This is a genomic window from Caballeronia sp. S22 (assembly GCF_964261745.1).
In the GTDB taxonomy this organism is placed as follows: Bacteria; Pseudomonadota; Gammaproteobacteria; order Burkholderiales; family Burkholderiaceae; genus Caballeronia; species Caballeronia jiangsuensis.
The window spans coordinates 2353564-2371226 of record NZ_OZ180035.1; the positions used below are offsets into that span (position 1 = coordinate 2353564).

General features: G+C 64.1%; 16 protein-coding genes. 14 read left to right on the forward strand and 2 right to left on the reverse strand.

The window, feature by feature from the left end:
* Position 1: 1 nt before the first annotated feature.
* The 5 genes from ACEN42_RS11125 (at position 2) to ACEN42_RS11145 (ending at position 5231) form a co-directional block, all read left to right on the forward strand.
* Positions 2-1255: an ABC transporter substrate-binding protein gene (locus ACEN42_RS11125; protein WP_187607192.1), complete on the forward strand. Its 1254-nt coding sequence runs from the start codon at positions 2-4 to the stop codon at positions 1253-1255.
* A gap of 181 nt (positions 1256-1436) precedes the next feature.
* Positions 1437-2375: a carbohydrate ABC transporter permease gene (locus ACEN42_RS11130; protein WP_035506189.1), complete on the forward strand. Its 939-nt coding sequence runs from the start codon at positions 1437-1439 to the stop codon at positions 2373-2375.
* Entirely contained in the window at positions 2365-3222 is an 858-nt protein-coding gene (locus ACEN42_RS11135; protein WP_035506188.1) for a carbohydrate ABC transporter permease, read from the forward strand. Before ACEN42_RS11130 ends, ACEN42_RS11135 begins: the two co-directional genes overlap by 11 nt.
* A gap of 34 nt (positions 3223-3256) precedes the next feature.
* Positions 3257-4375 (forward strand): ABC transporter ATP-binding protein, encoded by a 1119-nt coding sequence (locus tag ACEN42_RS11140; RefSeq protein ID WP_035506187.1) that lies wholly within the window; start codon positions 3257-3259, stop codon positions 4373-4375.
* A gap of 331 nt (positions 4376-4706) precedes the next feature.
* Positions 4707-5231, forward strand: a complete 525-nt coding sequence (locus ACEN42_RS11145) for a helix-turn-helix transcriptional regulator (RefSeq protein ID WP_371879945.1) — start codon at positions 4707-4709, stop codon at positions 5229-5231.
* A gap of 252 nt (positions 5232-5483) precedes the next feature.
* Here the strand turns inward: ACEN42_RS11145 and ACEN42_RS11150 are convergent.
* Positions 5484-6289, reverse strand: a protein-coding gene (locus ACEN42_RS11150) for an IS5 family transposase (RefSeq protein ID WP_371879831.1) whose coding sequence is annotated in 2 segments (ribosomal slippage) — positions 5484-5941 and positions 5941-6289 — 807 coding nt in all. Because the reading frame shifts where the segments join, the coding sequence is not laid out codon by codon here.
* A gap of 654 nt (positions 6290-6943) precedes the next feature.
* Between ACEN42_RS11150 and ACEN42_RS11155 the strand changes: the two genes are divergently transcribed.
* Complete coding sequence (locus ACEN42_RS11155; RefSeq protein WP_371879946.1) at positions 6944-9055, forward strand: prolyl oligopeptidase family protein; 2112 nt, start codon at positions 6944-6946, stop codon at positions 9053-9055.
* A gap of 1 nt (position 9056) precedes the next feature.
* On the opposite strand, the gene ACEN42_RS11160 is transcribed toward ACEN42_RS11155, so the two are convergent.
* Positions 9057-10268 (reverse strand): Bcr/CflA family multidrug efflux MFS transporter, encoded by a 1212-nt coding sequence (locus ACEN42_RS11160; protein ID WP_250483250.1) that lies wholly within the window; start codon positions 10266-10268, stop codon positions 9057-9059.
* 151 nt (positions 10269-10419) lie between these two features.
* Between ACEN42_RS11160 and ACEN42_RS11165 the strand changes: the two genes are divergently transcribed.
* The 8 genes from ACEN42_RS11165 (at position 10420) to ACEN42_RS11200 (ending at position 17617) form a co-directional block, all read left to right on the forward strand.
* Complete coding sequence (locus ACEN42_RS11165) at positions 10420-10908, forward strand: hypothetical protein (RefSeq protein ID WP_371879947.1); 489 nt, start codon at positions 10420-10422, stop codon at positions 10906-10908.
* A 152-nt stretch (positions 10909-11060) separates the two neighbouring features.
* Positions 11061-12344 carry a glutamate-1-semialdehyde 2,1-aminomutase gene (gene hemL / locus ACEN42_RS11170; RefSeq protein ID WP_371879948.1) on the forward strand — a complete coding sequence of 428 codons (1284 nt, stop codon included), beginning with the start codon at positions 11061-11063 and terminating at the stop codon, positions 12342-12344.
* Between the two features lie 18 nt (positions 12345-12362).
* Entirely contained in the window at positions 12363-13475 is a 1113-nt protein-coding gene (ribD, locus tag ACEN42_RS11175; RefSeq protein ID WP_371879949.1) for a bifunctional diaminohydroxyphosphoribosylaminopyrimidine deaminase/5-amino-6-(5-phosphoribosylamino)uracil reductase RibD, read from the forward strand.
* Positions 13476-13502: 27 nt separating this feature from the next.
* A complete protein-coding gene (locus ACEN42_RS11180; RefSeq protein WP_371879950.1) occupies positions 13503-14117 on the forward strand; it encodes a riboflavin synthase in 615 nt (204 codons plus the stop codon).
* A gap of 146 nt (positions 14118-14263) precedes the next feature.
* Positions 14264-15427 carry a bifunctional 3,4-dihydroxy-2-butanone-4-phosphate synthase/GTP cyclohydrolase II gene (gene ribBA / locus ACEN42_RS11185; protein WP_250483246.1) on the forward strand — a complete coding sequence of 388 codons (1164 nt, stop codon included), beginning with the start codon at positions 14264-14266 and terminating at the stop codon, positions 15425-15427.
* Between the two features lie 52 nt (positions 15428-15479).
* Complete coding sequence (gene ribH, locus ACEN42_RS11190) at positions 15480-15989, forward strand: 6,7-dimethyl-8-ribityllumazine synthase (RefSeq protein ID WP_035505424.1); 510 nt, start codon at positions 15480-15482, stop codon at positions 15987-15989.
* Positions 15986-16423 carry a transcription antitermination factor NusB gene (nusB, locus tag ACEN42_RS11195; RefSeq protein WP_061118886.1) on the forward strand — a complete coding sequence of 146 codons (438 nt, stop codon included), beginning with the start codon at positions 15986-15988 and terminating at the stop codon, positions 16421-16423. Before ribH ends, nusB begins: the two co-directional genes overlap by 4 nt.
* Entirely contained in the window at positions 16424-17617 is a 1194-nt protein-coding gene (locus ACEN42_RS11200) for a pyridoxal phosphate-dependent aminotransferase (protein WP_371879951.1), read from the forward strand.
* Positions 17618-17663: the final 46 nt, after the last annotated feature.

Below are 17663 nucleotides of genomic sequence, written 5' to 3' on the forward strand. Positions count from 1 at the left end.
AATGAAAGTCCGTAAGCTCATGGGCGCGCTGTGCGCCGCAGGTCTTCTGTGCGGCGCGACGGCGTCGGCGGTTCAGGCTGCCGAGGCTGTTTCCGTGCTGCACTGGTGGACGTCCGGCGGCGAATCCAAGGCTGTCGGCGTGCTGAAGGACGACATGACGAAGCAGGGTTACACCTGGAAGGACTTCGCTGTCGCGGGCGGCGCGGGCGCGGCCGCGATGACCGCACTGAAGACGCAGGTGATCTCGGGCAACGCGCCGTCGGCGGCGCAGATCAAGGGTCCGCTGATCCAGGAATGGGCCGAGCAGGGCGTGCTCGTGCCGATCGATTCCGTCGCGGGCGACTGGAAGAAGAACCTACCGCCTGAGATCGACAAGATCATCCACGCGGACGGCCACTACGTCGCGGCGCCCTTCTCCGTGCACCGCGTGAACTGGCTGTACATCAACAAGGCCGCGCTGGACAAGGCCGGCGGCAAGGTGCCGACCAACTGGAACGAGTTCTTCCAGGTCGCCGACAAGATGAAGGCCGCGGGCATCATGCCGATCGCGATGGGCGGCCAGCCGTGGCAGGACCTGACGCTGTGGGAAGACGTCGTGCTGTCGCAGGGCGCGGACTTCTACAAGAAGGCGATCGTCGATCTCGACCAGAAGACGCTGACCTCGGACAAGATGGTTCAGGTGTTCGACACGGTCCGCAAGATTCAGGGCTACTTCGACAGCGGCCGCACGGGCCGTGACTGGAACCTCGCAACGGCCATGGTCATCAACGGCAAGGCCGGCATGCAGTTCATGGGCGACTGGGCGAAGGGCGAATTCGCCGGCGCGAACAAGAAGGCGGGCACGGACTACATCTGCGCGCCGGTGCCGGGCACGGAAAAGGCCTACACGTTCAACGTCGACTCGTTCGTGTTCTTCCAGCAGAAGGGCCAGAAGGCCGCGACGCCGGGCCAGCTCGCGCTCGCGAAGACCATCATGACGCCGGAGTTCCAGGAGCAGTTCAGCCTGAACAAGGGATCGATCCCGGTCCGTCTCGGCGTGCCGATGGACAAGTTCGACGACTGCGCGAAGAAGTCCTACTCTGATGAACAGACGGCGATCAAATCGGGCGGCTATGTTCCGTCGCTCGCGCACGGCATGGCTCAGGGCGATGCAGTCGCCGGCGCCATGACCGACGTCGTGACGAAGTTCATGAATTCGTCGCAGGATTCGAAGAGCGCGGTCGCCGCGCTCGCGAACGCCGCCAAGACGAAGTAAGGCAGTTTCCGCCCGGCGCGTGTGCCCATGCATGCGCCGGGCGGCGCAAGACGAAGCAGGACCGCATCTGTAACGTCGCATCTTTCAGCGCCAGCAGGCATTCGCCACAGAAGCGCCTTTCAGTGCACCTAAACGCACCTCAACGCACCCAAGCGCCGGCGCATCTTCCAGGAGTCGAGTCGTGACTGCCTCCATCACCGCGGACAAGAAGCCGCAAAATCCGCCCCGTCGCGTCTCACCGACGGCGGCGCTCGCCGATCGCCTGATTCCGAAGCTGGTGCTCGCTCCCAGCGTCGTGATCGCGCTCGTTTTCGTCTACGGCTTCATCGCCATCACCGGGTATCTGTCACTCTCCGAATCGCGGCTCATGCCGCGCTACGATTTCGCGGGCTTGGACCGCTATCGACAGCTCTTCGCCAACGACGTCTGGTGGACTTCCGCCGCCAATCTCGGCTGGTTCGGCATCCCTTTCATTGCGATTTGCGTGTTCCTCGGCCTTTTCCTTGCGATCCTTCTCGATCAGAAGATCCGCAACGAAGGCGCATTGCGCGCGATCTTCCTCTACCCGATGGCGCTCTCGTTCATCGTGACGGGCACGGCCTGGCAGTGGATTCTGAACCCGGGCCTCGGTCTGGAGAAAGTGTTCCACGACTGGGGCTGGACGAGCTTCTCGTTCAACTGGCTGGGCGACCCGGACAAGGCGATTTTCTGCGTCGTGATCGCGGCCGTCTGGCAATCGACAGGCTTCGTGATGGCGCTCTTCCTCGCCGGCCTGCGCGGCGTCGATAGTGAAATCTTCAAGGCGGCGCAGATGGACGGCGCGGGATTGCCGACCATTTACCGCAAGATCGTGATTCCGAGCATGCGGCCGGTGTTCTTCTCCGTGCTGCTGATTCTCTGCCACATCACGATCAAGACCTTCGACCTGGTCGTCGCGTTGACGGCGGGCGGGCCGGGCACGTCGTCGTCGCTGCCGGCGATCTTCATGTACACGTTCTCGTTCAACCGTGGTCAGCTCGGCGTGGGCGCCGCGTCGTCGATGATGATGCTCGCCACGGTCGTCGCGGTGCTCGTGCCGCTCATGTATCTCGAATCGAGGAGCACTCGCAATGCAGCCTAAGATGACCCTGAGCCGCGCCGTCATCTATGCGGTGCTCATACTTTTCGCGCTTTACTTCCTGTTCCCGATCTACGTGATGCTGTCGACGTCCTTCAAGGATCTCGACCAGCTTCGCACGGGCAACCTGCTCACGCCGCCCACGCACTTCACCTTCGATCCGTGGATCAAGGCGTGGTCGGGCGCGTGTACCGGCGTGCGTTGCGACGGCATGGAGCCGTTCTTCATGAACTCCGTGCGCATGGTGATTCCCGCCGTGCTGATCTCGTCGTTCATCGGCGCGTTCAATGGCTATGTGCTCACGCACTGGCGCTTTCGCGGCGCGGACGGCCTTTTCACGATGCTGCTCGTCGGCTGCTTCATCCCCTTCCAGGCGATTCTTCTGCCGATGGCGCGCCTGCAGGGTTTTCTCGGCCTGTCGAACACGACGACCGGCCTCGTGCTGGTTCACGTGATCTACGGCATCGCGTTCACGACGATGTTCTTCCGCAACTTTTACGTGAGCATTCCGGCCGAGCTCGTGAAGGCGGCGCGCATCGACGGCGCGGGCTTCTTCACGATCTTCACGAAGATCCTGCTGCCGGTGTCGCTGCCGATCTTCATGGTCTGCCTGATCTGGCAGTTCACGCAGATCTGGAACGACTTCCTGTTCGGTATCGTGTTTTCGGGCGTGGATTCCATGCCGATCACGGTCGCGCTGAACAATCTCGTGAACACGTCGACGGGCGTGAAGGAATACAACGTCGACATGGCGGGCGCGATCATCGCCGCATTGCCGACGATTCTCGTCTACATGATCGCGGGACGTTATTTCGTGCGCGGGCTGACGGCCGGCGCGGTGAAGGGTTAATCGACTTCGTTCGATAGAGATATAGAGGATTCACATGGCAAGCCTTTCCATCCGTGACGTGTACAAGACCTACCCGAACGGGGTGCCGGTTCTCAAGGGCGTCAACATCGACATCGAGGACGGTCAGTTCCTGATCCTCGTCGGCGGCTCGGGCTGCGGCAAATCGACCTTGCTCAACATGATCGCGGGTCTCGAGACCGTGACGCGCGGCGACATCATGATCGACGGCAAGACGGTCAACAATCTCTCGCCGAAGGATCGCGACATCGCGATGGTGTTCCAGTCCTACGCGCTCTACCCTTCGATGAGCGTGCGCGACAACATCTCGTTCGGCCTGAACATCCGCAAGGTGCCGAAGGACGAGCAGAAGAAGATCGTCGATCGCGTCTCGGAGACGCTGCAGATCGGTCATCTGCTCGATCGCAAGCCGGGGCAGTTGTCGGGCGGCCAGCGCCAGCGCGTTGCAATGGGCCGTGCGCTCGCGCGCGACCCCGTGATGTTCCTGTTCGACGAGCCGCTTTCGAACCTCGATGCGAAGCTGCGTATCGAGATGCGCTCCGAGATCAAGCTGCTGCATCAGCGCCTCGGCACGACGATCGTCTACGTGACGCACGACCAGATCGAAGCGATGACGCTCGGCGATCGCATCGCGGTGATGAAGGACGGCATCGTGCAGCAGTTCGGCGCGCCGCAGGAAATCTACGACTCGCCTTCCAACCTGTTCGTCGCGGGCTTCATCGGCGCGCCGCCGATGAATTTCATCGCCGGCAAGCTCGTCGAATCGGGCTCGGGTGTTGGTTTGCAGCTCGATACGGGCGTCGCGCAGAAGGTGTTGAATCTGCCGTTCGACGCGGGCCGGCTGCGTGGCAAGGTCGGTCAGGACGTGATCCTCGGTCTGCGCCCCGAGCGCATCACCGATTCGCGCAGCGCGCACGATGTGTCGGATGCGAGCCTGCAACCGGTCGACGTGCGCGTCGATGTGATCGAGCCGACCGGCCCGGACACGCTCGTGTTTGCGCAGGTGAATGGGAAGCGCATCGTGTCGCGTGTGCACCCGGCGTCGAATCCGCAGCCGACGTCGAACATGACGCTGCTGTTCGATGTGTCGAAGGCCGTGTTGTTCGATCCGCAGACGGAAGAGCGGCTGGCTTGAGGTTGCTGTTCGATTGATGAGACGCCACGGTTAGCCGTGGCGTTTTTTTTTGCGGGATTGGATTGATCTGGATCGGCTGTCGAGTTCCCGAAGCATATTTCGGATTACTTACTATCTTCACATGTAGCGATCTCTCGATAAGATTGACGCGGGGCGTGCGATGGAACGCCTGCGTCATGAATCGCGATGAAGGTCGCGCAGGTTGTCACTTGACAACCTGCGCAATGCGGAGAATCACGCGAACGACTTGAGACGGGTTGTCGACAACTGTACGACGCGCAGAAAAGAAACTGCCGGATAAGCCGCAGATGCGGAGCAGCAGGAATCCCTCATGAAGTACGTGTTCACTCTCAAGTATCTGTTGTCGGCAGAAGACTGCGACCACGAGCAACTTGTGGAACGGCTCGCCGAGGCCGGATGCGATGACGCGACCATCGGGATTGGTCAGCCAGGACGAATTGCACTCGCCTTCAGGAGGACTGGCTTCGACGCCTGCAGCGCCATTTTATCGGCGCTACAAAACGTGAAGCAGGCGATTCCTTCCGCACGCCTGATCGAAGCAGCGCCGGACTTTGTCGGTCTGACGGATGTAGCCGAAGCAACGGGAATGACGCGTCAGAACATGCGCAAGCTGATGCTCGCGAACGCGATGGAATTCCCCGCACCGGTTCATGAAGGCAATCCGTCCGTTTGGCACCTTTCCGATATTCTCTCGTGGCTGAACGAGCGCGGAGGGTACCGCATCGATGCGGATCTGCTCGAAGTCGCCAAGACAGTAAAGCAGGTCAATCTGGCGAAGGAAGCCCGGGAAATCGCGCCTGACATGAGTCAGGAACTGGAAAGGCTGGTGGCCTAGAGTGTGTTAGGTATTTTTAGATATGCGAAGGTTCTTGGCGAAATGTCATGACACGCTTCAGTGTTTCGCCGGATCCCGTTTGCGCGTCGGTCTATTAGCACTGCCCCTGTGCGGGGCGGCAGTCACTTTCTTTGCTGCTGCAAAGAAAGTAACCAAAGAAAGCAGCTCGTTTAAGCCCGCGGTCACACGCACGTTGGCCATGCTTGCCAGCCGCCAATGGCACTCGCCTAAGAAGCTGTTGCAGAATTAAGTTCATGAATTCTTAAGCCGGTTCCAGCAAATCAGCGCGCACGCGAGCGAAAGGAAAGCCTCGTGAATATAGTCATATCGTTCATAACGAATCTTCAGGCGTCGAAAGTTATGCAGCCAGGCAATCGAGCGCTCGACGACCCAGCGCGTTTTGCCCAGACCGCTACCGTGCGGTGCGCCGATACGGGCGAGTTCCGGCACGATGCCTTGCTTGCGCAACGCCTGCCGGTGCTTATTGGAACTGTATCCTCGATCGCCTTGGACGATGCCGGGTTTGCGCAATGGTCGGCCTCGCTTGCCGCGAATCGGCGGAATGGCCGCGACCAGCGCATTCAGTTGCTTGATGTCGTGACAGTTCGCGCCGCTCAGGATGACTGCGAGCGGAATGCCTTGCGCCTCGACAATAAGGTGATGCTTGCTGCCGAGCTTGCGCCTGTCCGTGGGGTTCGGACCAGTTTTTTTCCCGCCGATACGGCGCGAATAGAAGAGCTGTCGACGATGGCGCGCTCCAGATCGAGTTGGCCGCGTCGGCGCAATTCGGCGAGTAACGCTTCGTGGATGCGTTGCCAGACACCGGCCTTCTGCCATGCGTCGAGTCGACGCCAGCACACGCTGCCCGAGCCCCAACCGAGTTCCTGCGGTAGCAGATTCCACGCCGTGCCCGAGCGCAGGACAAAGATGATGCCGTTGAGCACCGCTCGATCTGCAATCGGTTTGCGCCCAGCGTGGCGCCGATTGCGCGAAGGCCGAACAGGCAACAGCGGTTCGATGAATGACCACAGTTCGTCGTCTATAAGTTCTTTAGTCATCGCTTCCTGCATGAGCAAACAATCCAGGAAGCTACCAACTCACAAGAAAAGTTAACAGTGCTCTATTCCTATTTCCGCAACGGCTTCTAAGTGTCGCCCCCAAAAGACTGACCGGTCTTGGCTCGCGCACGGTCTGCCGCCCCAAATGTTTGAGCGCGCTGGTTCAGCACCAAATAGCTTCGGCACAGCGCTACGCGCTGCCGCCGGGTATGCAACGAAAACCAACGAAACACGAATGCGGTGAGATGGCGGCGTTAGCAAGAAGGTCCGCGCCGACCCGATTGACCCGTCGGCCGCGAAGCGGGCCGGAGCCACTTGGTGCTGAACCAGTCAGTGAAGCGGCACGAGGCGACAGACCGTGCGCGATCCAAGCCCGGTCAGTCCTTTGAGGGCGACACTTAGGCGAGTGCCATCGACGGCTGGCAAGCATGGCCAACGTGCGTGTGACCGCGGGCTTAAACGAGCTGCTTTCTTTGCCTACTTTCTTTGCAGCAGCAAAGAAAGTAGGTGCCGCCCCGCACAGGGGCAACGCCAATAGACCGACACGAAATCAGGCCATCCATAGAAGCCCGACGCATTCCAGACCGCCACGATACCCCCTTCGCCCCATTGCAGGCACAATCGTCGTTTTGCATTTCAAAGTGCCCTTGCCGCATGACTCTTCTCACCTCGCATCCCGACCTCGCCTGGACCCCGTCCGACGCACCCGACCCCTTCATCGGCCTCGAAGCGCTCGACGACGCCCGCGTGCAAGCCTGGGTCGATAGCCAGAACCGCCGCACCGAAGCCGCGTTCGGCACCACGCCGCAAGCGCGCGCGCTCGCCGAGCGGCTCGAAAAAGCCTACACATCGCAAGACCGCATCGTCTCGTGCTCGCGCTATGGCGACTGGGCCTACAACACCTGGCAGGACGACGCGCATCCGCTCGGCATCGTGCGCCGCACGCCGTGGAGCGCGTGGCTCGCAGGCGCGCCCGTGTGGGAAACGATCCTCGACGTCGACGCCCTCGAACTCAACACAAACAACAACGACGACACCCGCTGGGCGCTCGCCGACTTCGACATGCGCTACCCCGACTACGATCGCGCGCTCGTGAGCCTGTCGCCGGGCGGCTCGGACGCGTGCATGGTGCGCGAGTTCGACATCCCGTCGAAAAGCTTCGTCGCGGATGGCTTCGTGCTGCCCGATGTCGGCAAGCACGATATCTCGTGGATCGATCGCGACACGGTCTACGTCGGCTGGGACGACAGCAAGACGAACCCGCGCCCCGCCCTCACCACATCCGGCTTTCCACGCGAGGCGCGCCGCTGGAAGCGCGGCACGCCGCTCGCGGACGCGCCCGTCGTATTCGACGGCAACCGGCGCGATGTATCGGCGGGCGTGGACTACGATCCCATCGAAAAGCTGCATCTCGCATCGCGCGCGGTGTCGTTTTATGACACGCTCAACTATTGGCTCGACGAGACATCGAACGAATGGCGCCAATACGACCTGCCGGCGCACGCGGAAATCGAGCACTGGAACGGCTGGCTGTTCGTGACGCCGCGCAAGTTCTGGAACGCGGGCGGCCGTCGCTACGCGCCCGGCACGCTGACCGTGATCCGGCGCGACGCGTTTCTCGATGGCTCGCGTCATTTCACCGCGTTGTTCACGCCATCCGATCGGCTCGTACTTGCCGGCATCGACTTCACGAAGCACTGGCTGATCGTCTCGCAGATGGACGACGGCACGCCGCGCGTCACGCTGCTGCGCCCGCCCGCGACGCTCGAAGGCGAGTGGCAGGCGCGCGACTTCGCGCTGCCGGAAGCGAGCCAGTCCTGGGTCGATTCGATCGACAGCGAGCGCGACGACACCGTGCTCATCCACGTCGAGCACTTTCTGACGCCGCCGTCGCTGTATCACGCGGATCTCGCGAACGACGCGCCGTGGCAACTGCTCGCGCGCCTTCCCGCACAGTTCGATGCGACCGGCCTCTCGGCCGTGCGCCGCCACGCGGTCGCGCCGGACGGCGAGCGCATTCCCTACTGGCTGATCGGACGTGACGTCGACACGCGCACGGACGCGCGCCCTTGCCTGCTCTACGGTTACGGCGGCTTCGAAGTCGCGCTCGATCCCGGCTACGACGCGACGACCGGCATCGCGTGGCTCGAGCGCGGCGGGCTTTACGCGGTCGCGAACATTCGCGGCGGCGGCGAATTCGGTCCGGCGTGGCATCAGGCGGCGTTGCGTGAAAATCGCCAGGTTTCCTTCGACGATTTCAACGCGGTGGCCGAGGCGCTCATCGATACGGGCGTCACCACGGCCAAGCAACTGGCGATCCGCGGCGGCAGCAACGGCGGCCTGCTCACGGGCGTGTGCATGGTCCAGCGGCCCGAGTTGTTCGGCGCGGTGTTGTCCGAAGTGCCGCTGCTCGACATGGCGCGCTTTCACTTGCTGCTGCAAGGCGCATCGTGGATCGACGAATACGGCGATCCCGACGACGCCGCCGATCTGCGTCATCTGATGGCGTACTCGCCTTATCAAAACGTGAAGGCGGATATCGCGTATCCGCCGGTGCTTTTCACGTCATCGACGAGCGATGATCGTGTGCATCCCGGCCACGCCCGCAAGATGGCCGCGAAGATGCAGGCGCAGGGTCACGCGAACGTCTGGTATCAGGAAACCGGCGACGGCGGACACGGCGCGGGCGTCGAGCCGGAAGCGATCGCGCAGGCGGAAGCGGCCGCGTTCACGTTCCTCGCATCGACGATCGGGCCGCTCGCCTGATTCAGACCTTTACCGGCACCGCATGCGAGCGCAGCACCAGCGTGCGCCCGGCAAAGGTCAGCACGCCGCATACGCCGATCACAATGCCCATGCCGTGCGGCGACACATCGTGAAAAAGCCCGACCGCGAGACTCGCGAGCGCGCCGAGCGCGAGTTGCATCGCGCCAAACACGGCGGCGGCCGCGCCCGCATTGCGCGGATAGCGGTGCATCAGTTCGGTCGTGCAATTGGCCGACAGCAAACCGACCACGCCGACGACGAAAAACAGCGTCGCCACGATCGACCACAAGCCGCCCCAGCCCGTCAGCGACACGAGGGCGACCGCGAGCGCCGCCGCGACGCTCACGAACGACGCGGCCGAGATCATCTTCATCGCGCCGACACGCCCGACGAACTTCGTGTTGAGCACATTCCCCGCGATGATCCCGATGATGTTCAGCCCGAACAGCAGCCCGTAGTACTGCGGCTTCACGTGGAAGTAATCGATATAGACGAACGGCGTCGCGGTGATGTACGCGAACATCGACGCGAACGCCATGCCGCCGCACATCATGTGGCCCCAGGTGACGGGATCGGTCAGCAGATGCCCGTACGCGGCGAACGACTTGCCGACCGCCGCGCTCGCGCGCTTCTCTTTCGGCCAGGTCTCGGGCACGCGCAGAAAGGCGGTCACCGCGCAGGTCAGGCCGAAGAGCGTCAGCGCGACGAACACGATCCGCCAGCCGCCGAGCAACAGCAATTGCCCGCCGATCAGCGGCGCGAGCAACGGTCCGATCGACGTGACGATGGAAAGCATCGACAGCACGCGGGCGGCGTCGCCCGGTTCGTGGGCATCGCGGGCGATGGCGCGTGCGAGCACCGACGCCGCGCCCGCACCGAGCGCCTGCAGAAAGCGCACGAGGACGAGCGCATCGATCGAAAACGCCACCGCGCAGCCGATGCTCGCGAGCGCGTACAGCGCGATGCCCCCGAGCAGGACGGGCCGGCGGCCGTAGGCGTCGGACATCGGGCCATAGAGCAGCATGCCGAACGAGAAGCCGAACATGAAGCTCGTGAGCGTGCTCTGCGCGGCGGCCGGGCTCGTGCCGAACGAGGCGGCGAGCGAGGGCAGGCTCGGCAGATACATGTCGATCGACAGCGGGCCGCACGCGGCGAGCGCGCCGAGCAACAGAATCAGCCGGCCATCGGGCCGGCGACGGGTGGTGTCGGACATGAAGTTCGCAAGACGGGGATGAGTGGATGCGACACGGCCTCGTGCCGCGCAAGCGATCGATCATTGTACGCGACGCCCCGCCGTGATCCGGCCCTGATCGCCGCGTTGCGCTAAGCTCTTCTCTCGTTTTCCTTCCCGTTTCATCGACGCGATGACCGCCTTTCTGCTGATCTGGAGCCCCAAAAAGTGGCCGTGGCCCGAGTTGCCCGACATCGCGCGGCGCGTGGCCGCGGGCGATGCCGTCGCCGATGTATGGGGCTGCGGGACCGCGCGCGGGCTCATGCCGGGCGATCGCGTGTTCGTGCATCGCGTGTCGCAGGAGCCGAAGGGCGTGTTCGCGTCGGGCTGGGTGACGCGCGCGCCTTACGAAGTGCCCGACGCCGGAAGCAAACGCGGTTATCGGCTGTGCATCGACTTCGTGTACGACTGGCTCGTCGATGCGCACGAGGAAGTCGTCGTCACGCGCGACGAATTGCGGGCGCATCCGTTCTCCGTGCAGACGTGGGACGCGCAGATGTCAGGCACGCTCATCAAGCCTATTGCCGAGGGCGCGCTGGAAAAGCTCTGGACTGCGCGAACCGGCCGGCGCTCGCAGCCTCCCGCGCCGTCCGCGCCCGCGAAACGATCGCCGTCGTCATAGGCGCGACACCGCCCGTTCGCAACGACTCCGGTACAATTTCAGCATCGATTTTTCGCGCCGGACCGCGCGTCTCGCACGCCGCGCTCGTCGCCGCTCGAGCCCGGTCCGCCCTTCGCGAATCCCGCTTCCACTTTCAGCGCAGGCCTTCATCCATGTCCAAGAATCAAGTTCTCTTCGAACGCGCCCAGCGAACCATTCCCGGCGGCGTGAACTCGCCGGTGCGCGCGTTCCGCTCGGTCGGCGGCACGCCGCGCTTCATCGAGCGCGCAGAAGGCGCGTATTTCTGGGATGCCGACGGCAAGCGCTATATCGACTACATCGGCTCGTGGGGCCCGATGATCCTCGGTCACGTCCACCCTGAAGTGCTCGACGCCGTGCAGCGCGTGCTCGCGAACGGCTTTTCCTTCGGCGCGCCGACGGAAGCCGAAATCGAGATCGCCGAGGAAATCTGCAAGCTCGTGCCGTCGATCGAACAGGTGCGCATGGTCTCCTCCGGCACCGAAGCGACGATGAGCGCGCTGCGCCTCGCGCGCGGCTTCACGAACCGCAGCCGCATCATCAAGTTCGAGGGCTGCTATCACGGGCACGCGGACAGCCTGCTCGTGAAGGCCGGTTCCGGCCTGCTGACGTTCGGCAATCCGACTTCCGCGGGCGTGCCCGCCGATATCGCGAAGCACACGACCGTGCTTGAGTACAACAACGTCGAGCAGCTCGACGAGGCGTTCAGGGCGTTCGGGTCGGAGATCGCGTCGGTGATCGTCGAGCCGGTCGCGGGCAACATGAACCTCGTGCGCGCGACGCCCGAGTTCCTCAACGCGCTGCGCGAGCGCTGCAGCGAGTACGGCGCGGTGCTGATCTTCGACGAAGTGATGTGCGGTTTCCGTGTCGCGCTCGGCGGCGCGCAAGAGGTCTACGGCATCAAGCCGGACCTTACGTGCCTCGGCAAGGTCATCGGCGGCGGCATGCCGGCGGCGGCGTTCGGCGGACGCCGCGACATCATGGCCCATCTCGCGCCGCTGGGCGGCGTGTATCAGGCAGGCACGCTGTCGGGCAATCCGATCGCCGTGGCCGCGGGCCTCAAGACGCTGCAACTGATCCAGCGCCGCGGTTTCTACGACGATCTCGCGAAGCAGACGCGCAAGCTGGTCGACGGCCTGACCGCCGCCGCCCGCGAAGCGAAAGTGCCCTTCTCCGCGGATTCGATCGGCGGCATGTTCGGCCTGTACTTCATGGATTCGGTGCCGGGCAGCTTCGCGCAGATCCAGCAGGGCGACACCAGGCGCTTCAACGCGTTCTTCCATGCGATGCTCGATGCGGGCGTGTACTTCGCGCCGTCGGCGTTCGAAGCGGGCTTCGTGTCGAGCGCGCACGATGACGCCGTGATCGACGCGACCATCGACGCCGCGCGCGGCGCGTTCGCGTCGCTCGCCGCCTGACGCTCGCGGGCCGCGCCGATGTTCTCGCAAACCGACTTCACCCACATGGAGCGCGCGCTCGCGCTCGCGTCGAAGGGCATGTACACGACCACGCCGAATCCGCGTGTGGGCTGCGTGCTCGTCAAGAACGGCGAAGTGATCGGCATGGGCTACACGCAGCCGGCCGGCCAGGATCACGCCGAAGTGCAGGCGCTCAAGGACGCCCGTTCGCGCGGCAAGGATCCGCGCGGCGCGACGGCGTATGTGTCGCTCGAACCGTGCAGCCATTTCGGGCGCACGCCGCCGTGCGCGCACGCGCTCATCGATGCGCGCGTCGAGAAAGTGATCGCCGCGATGGAAGATCCGAATCCGTCGGTGTCCGGTCGCGGCCTCACGATGCTGCGCGATGCGGGTATCGACGTGCGCTGCGGGCTGCTCGCGAACGAGGCGCAGGAGATGAACATCGGCTTCGTGTCGCGCATGACGCGCCGCCGTCCGTGGGTGCGCATGAAAGTCGCGGCCACGCTCGACGGCCGCACCGGCCTGCCGACGGGCGAAAGCCAGTGGATCACCGGCGAGGACGCGCGCGCCGACGGCCACGCGTGGCGCGCCCGCGCCTGCGCGATCCTGACGGGCATCGGCACGGTGCGCGAGGACGATCCGCAACTGACCGTGCGCGCGGTGGACACGCCGCGCCAGCCGCAACGCGTCTTGATCGACAGCCGTCTCGACGTGCCGAAGGAAGCGCGCATTCTCGAAGGCGCGCCGCCGTGGATCTTCCATGCCGCCGACGCCGATCCGGCGCGCGTCGACGCGCTGCGTGAGAAAGGCGCGGACCTGATCGAGCTGTCGAACGAGCACGGCAAGGTCGATCTGCCCGCGATGCTCACCGCGCTCGCCGATCGCGGCATCAACGAGTTGCACGTCGAAGCGGGTCACAAACTGAACGGCTCGCTGCTGCGCGAGGGCTGCGTCGACGAATTGCTGGTGTATCTCGCGCCGAGCCTGCTGGGCAACGCGCCCGGCATGTTCGACTTCGCGCCGCCCGCAACGCTCGATGCGCGGCCGCATCTGAAATTTCATCGTATCGACCGGCTCGGCGACGATCTGCGCATACTCGCGCGCTTCGTCGAGTCGATTGCTGCGAGCTGATTGCACACCGATTCAAGGAACGAAGCGATGTTTACAGGAATTGTCGCGGCGGTGGGCCGCATCGAGAAAGTCACGCCGCTCGGCTCGGAGCCGGAAGCGGGCGTTCGTCTGACGGTCGCCGCGGGCGATCTCGATCTCGCCGATGTCGAACTCGGCGACAGCATCGCGATCCAGGGCGCGTGCATGACGGTGATCAGGAAGTCGGCCGATGCGTTCGATGTCGACGTGTCGCGCGAAAGTCTCGACAAGACGGTCGGGCTCGGCGATGCAGGCATCGAAGTGAATCTGGAGAAGGCATTGCGCGCGCACGACCGGCTCGGCGGGCATCTCGTCTCCGGCCACGTCGATGGACTGGGCGTCGTGTCGAAATTCGAGCCTGTCGGCGAATCGCATGAATTGCGCATCGTCGCGCCGAAGGACATCGGCAAATATCTGGCCTACAAGGGTTCCGTGACGGTGAACGGCGTGAGTCTCACCGTGAACTCCGTCAGCGACCGCGCCGATGGCTGCGAGTTTTCCATCAACCTGATTCCGCATACCGTCGAAGTCACGACGCTCAAGGCGCTCGCCAAAGACGTGAAGGTCAATCTGGAAATCGATCTGATCGCGCGCTATGTCGAACGGATGATGAGCGCGCAGTGATCTGAGCCTCTTTTGTCGGGCGTTGGGGCTGCTCGTTTTGCAACGAAGCCTCCCCGCCCGGCTGCCCGCCGATTTCAGCGACTGTCCATCGGCCGTGGCGTAAAATACGCGCTTTCCCCAAACCGGACCCCGCACGGGACGTCATCATGTCGCTCGCCTCCACTCCTGAGATCATCGCTGAACTGAAAGCCGGCCGGATGGTGATCCTCGTCGACGAAGAAGACCGCGAAAATGAAGGCGATCTCGTCGTCGCCGCCGAATTCGTCACGCCCGAAGCCATCAACTTCATGGCGAAGCACGGCCGCGGCCTCATCTGCCTCACGCTCACGCAGGAGCGTTGCAAGCAACTGAATCTGCCGCTCATGACGCACCGCAACGGCACGCAGTACGGCACGGCGTTCACGGTCAGCATCGAAGCGGCCGAAGGCGTGACGACCGGCATTTCCGCGTCGGACCGGGCGAAGACGATCGCCGCGGCGGTCGCGCACGACGCGCGCGCCGAGCATATCGTCCAGCCGGGCCACGTGTTCCCGATCATGGCGCAGCCGGGCGGCGTGCTCGTGCGCGCGGGCCACACGGAAGCCGGCTGCGACCTGACCGCGCTCGCGGGCCTCACGCCGGCCGCGGTCATCTGCGAAATCATCAAGGACGACGGCGAGATGGCGCGCCTGCCGGACCTCATCGAATTCGGCCAGCAACACGGCATCAAGATCGGCACGATCGCCGATCTGATCCATTACCGCAGCCGCACCGAATCGATCATCGAGAAAGTCTGCGAGCGCACGATGCAGACCGCGCACGGCCCGTTCCGCGCGGTGCTGTATCGCGACGAGCCGACGCACTCGCCGCACATCGCGCTCGTGCGCGGCACGCCGCATCCCGACCGCGACACCCCGGTGCGCGTGCACGAGCCGCTCTCGGTGCTCGATCTGCTCGAAATCGATTCGTCGACGCACTCGTGGACCATCGACGCCGCGATGAAGGAAATCGCCGCGCGCGATCTCGGCGCGATCGTCATGCTCAATTGCGGCGACACGAAGGAGCATCTCGTCGACGTGTTCCGCGCCTTCGACCAGAAGGACAAGGCGGCCGAACTCAAGCGCCGCCCGATCGACTTCAAGACCTACGGCATCGGCGCGCAGATTCTGCGCGATATCGGCGTCGGCAAGATGGAAGTGCTCGCGACGCCGCGCAAACTCGGCAGCATGTCGGGCTACGGGCTCGAAGTGACGGGCTTCGTGCCGATGCCCGGCTGCCCCGCCACCGCCGCGCCGACGGAAACCGCCATCACCCAGTTGCGCTCGGTCTGAGACCGCCGGCCGCACAACCCTATTCCACACAATTCCAAGGGAAGGACCATTCATGGAAATCGGACAATACCAGCCGAATATCGACGGCGACGGCCTGCGCATCGGCATCGTGCAGTCGCGCTTCAACGAACCGGTGTGCAACGGCCTCGCCGACGCGTGCATCGAGGAGCTGGAGCGCCTCGGCGTGATCGGCCAGGACGTGCTGCTCGTCACCGTGCCGGGCGCGCTCGAAATTCCGCTCGCGCTGCAGAAGCTCGCGGAATCCGGCCAGTTCGACGCGCTGATCGCGCTCGGCGCCGTCGTGCGCGGTGAGACGTATCACTTCGAGCTCGTGTCGAACGAGAGCGGCTCGGGCATCTCGCGCATCGCGCTCGATTTCGGCATTCCGGTGGCGAACGCCGTGCTGACGACCGAGAACGACGAGCAGGCCGTCGCCCGCATGACCGAAAAGGGCCGCGACGCCGCACGCGTGGCGGTCGAAATGGCGAATCTCTCCGTCGCGCTCGAACAGCTCGACGGCGACGATGAAGACGAAGACGAAGAAGACGAGGACCGCGCATGAAGAGCGCTCGACGCCGTTCGCGCGAACTCGCGACGCAAGGGCTTTATCAATGGCTGCTGTCGGGCGCGCCCGCCGGCGAAATCGACGCGCAACTGCGCAACGCACAAGGCTTCGACAAGGCCGATCAGGCGCATCTCGATGCGATCCTGCATGGCGTGATCAAGGAATCCGCCGCGCTGTCCGAGCAGTTGCAGCCGTGCCTCGACCGCCCGATCGAGCAGTTGTCGCCGGTCGAGCGCGCGGTGCTGCTGGTGGCCGCGTTCGAGTTCAAGCACCACATCGACGTGCCGTATCGCGTCGTCATCAACGAGGCGGTCGAGCTGACGAAGACCTTCGGCGGCTCGGACGGCTACAAGTATGTGAACGGCGTGCTCGACAAGCTCGCCGTCGTGATGCGTCCCACCGAGGCGCAGGCGCGCGGACGCGGAGCATAAATGAACCAGGGTGCGGAACCGCTCGTCCGGCTTGCGTCGCGTGTCGATGCGATCGAGCCGTTCTACGTGATGGAGCTGATGAAAGAGGCTCAGGCGCTCGAGCGCGCGGGCCGCGACATCATCCACATGAGCATCGGCGAGCCGGACTTCACCGCGCCCGAGCCCGTGATCAACGCCGCCGCCGATGCATTGAAGCGCGGCGTCACGCAATACACCAACGCGCTCGGCATCACGCCCCTGCGCGAGGCGATCGCGCGGCATTATCGCGATACGTTCGGCCTCACGGTCGATCCGGAGCGGATCGTCGTGACGGCGGGCGCGTCGGCGGCGCTGCTGCTCGCGTGCATGGCGCTCGTCGATAACGGCGACGAAGTGCTGATGCCCGATCCGTGCTATCCGTGCAACCGGCATTTCGTGTCGGCGGCGGATGGCAAGCCGGTGCTCATCGCGAGCGGTCCGGCCGAGCGCTTTCAGTTGACGGCGGAGCATGTCGAGGAAAACTGGGGACCGGCCACGCGCGGCGTGCTGCTCGCGTCGCCGTCGAATCCGACGGGCACGTCGATCGAGCCGGACGAGCTCCGGCGCATCGTCGATAAGATGCGTGCGCATGGCGGCTTCACGATCGTCGACGAGATCTATCAGGGTTTGAGCTACGACGCGAAGCCCGTGTCCGCCCTCTCCTTCGGCGACGATGTCGTTACCGTGAACAGCTTCTCCAAGTACTTCAACATGACCGGCTGGCGGCTCGGCTGGCTCGTCGTGCCGCACGCGATGGTGAACGCGGTCGAAAAGCTGTCGCAGAACCTGTTCATCTGCGCGTCGGCGCTGGCGCAGCACGCGGCGCTCGCGTGTTTCGAGCCGCAGACGATCGCGATCTACGAATCGCGCCGCCTCGAATTCAAGCGGCGGCGCGATTACATCGTGCCGGCGCTGCGTTCGCTCGGCTTCGGCGTGCCGGTGGTGCCCGACGGCGCGTTCTACGTCTATGCCGATACGACGACGGTACATCACCCCGCCGCCGGCAACAGCGACGCGCTCACGCATTCGATGCTCCACGACGCGGGCGTCGTGCTCGTGCCGGGCGTGGATTTCGGCTTTCATGCCCCGGAGCGCTACATCCGTCTTTCGTATGCGACGGCGTACTCGAAGCTTGAGGAAGCGGTCGAGCGGCTGGGCACGCTATTCCGCCGATAAAAGCGCATCGCAAGAACGAAAAAAGGGCACCGTGAAAGGTGCCCTT

What these genes read in the sequence shown, in the direction of transcription:
- ACEN42_RS11165 (WP_371879947.1), top strand. Translation starts at nt 10,420, where the DNA reads ATGACCGCCTTTCTGCTGATCTGGAGCCCCAAAAAGTGGCCGTGGCCC.
- ACEN42_RS11145 (WP_371879945.1), top strand. Translation starts at nt 4,707, where the DNA reads ATGAAGTACGTGTTCACTCTCAAGTATCTGTTGTCGGCAGAAGACTGC.
- ribD (WP_371879949.1), top strand. Translation starts at nt 12,363, where the DNA reads ATGTTCTCGCAAACCGACTTCACCCACATGGAGCGCGCGCTCGCGCTC.
- ACEN42_RS11140 (WP_035506187.1), top strand. Translation starts at nt 3,257, where the DNA reads ATGGCAAGCCTTTCCATCCGTGACGTGTACAAGACCTACCCGAACGGG.
- hemL (WP_371879948.1), top strand. Translation starts at nt 11,061, where the DNA reads ATGTCCAAGAATCAAGTTCTCTTCGAACGCGCCCAGCGAACCATTCCC.
- nusB (WP_061118886.1), top strand. Translation starts at nt 15,986, where the DNA reads ATGAAGAGCGCTCGACGCCGTTCGCGCGAACTCGCGACGCAAGGGCTT.
- ACEN42_RS11160 (WP_250483250.1), bottom strand. Translation starts at nt 10,268, where the DNA reads ATGTCCGACACCACCCGTCGCCGGCCCGATGGCCGGCTGATTCTGTTG.
- ribBA (WP_250483246.1), top strand. Translation starts at nt 14,264, where the DNA reads ATGTCGCTCGCCTCCACTCCTGAGATCATCGCTGAACTGAAAGCCGGC.
- ACEN42_RS11180 (WP_371879950.1), top strand. Translation starts at nt 13,503, where the DNA reads ATGTTTACAGGAATTGTCGCGGCGGTGGGCCGCATCGAGAAAGTCACG.
- ribH (WP_035505424.1), top strand. Translation starts at nt 15,480, where the DNA reads ATGGAAATCGGACAATACCAGCCGAATATCGACGGCGACGGCCTGCGC.
- ACEN42_RS11135 (WP_035506188.1), top strand. Translation starts at nt 2,365, where the DNA reads ATGCAGCCTAAGATGACCCTGAGCCGCGCCGTCATCTATGCGGTGCTC.
- ACEN42_RS11200 (WP_371879951.1), top strand. Translation starts at nt 16,424, where the DNA reads ATGAACCAGGGTGCGGAACCGCTCGTCCGGCTTGCGTCGCGTGTCGAT.
- ACEN42_RS11125 (WP_187607192.1), top strand. Translation starts at nt 2, where the DNA reads ATGAAAGTCCGTAAGCTCATGGGCGCGCTGTGCGCCGCAGGTCTTCTG.
- ACEN42_RS11155 (WP_371879946.1), top strand. Translation starts at nt 6,944, where the DNA reads ATGACTCTTCTCACCTCGCATCCCGACCTCGCCTGGACCCCGTCCGAC.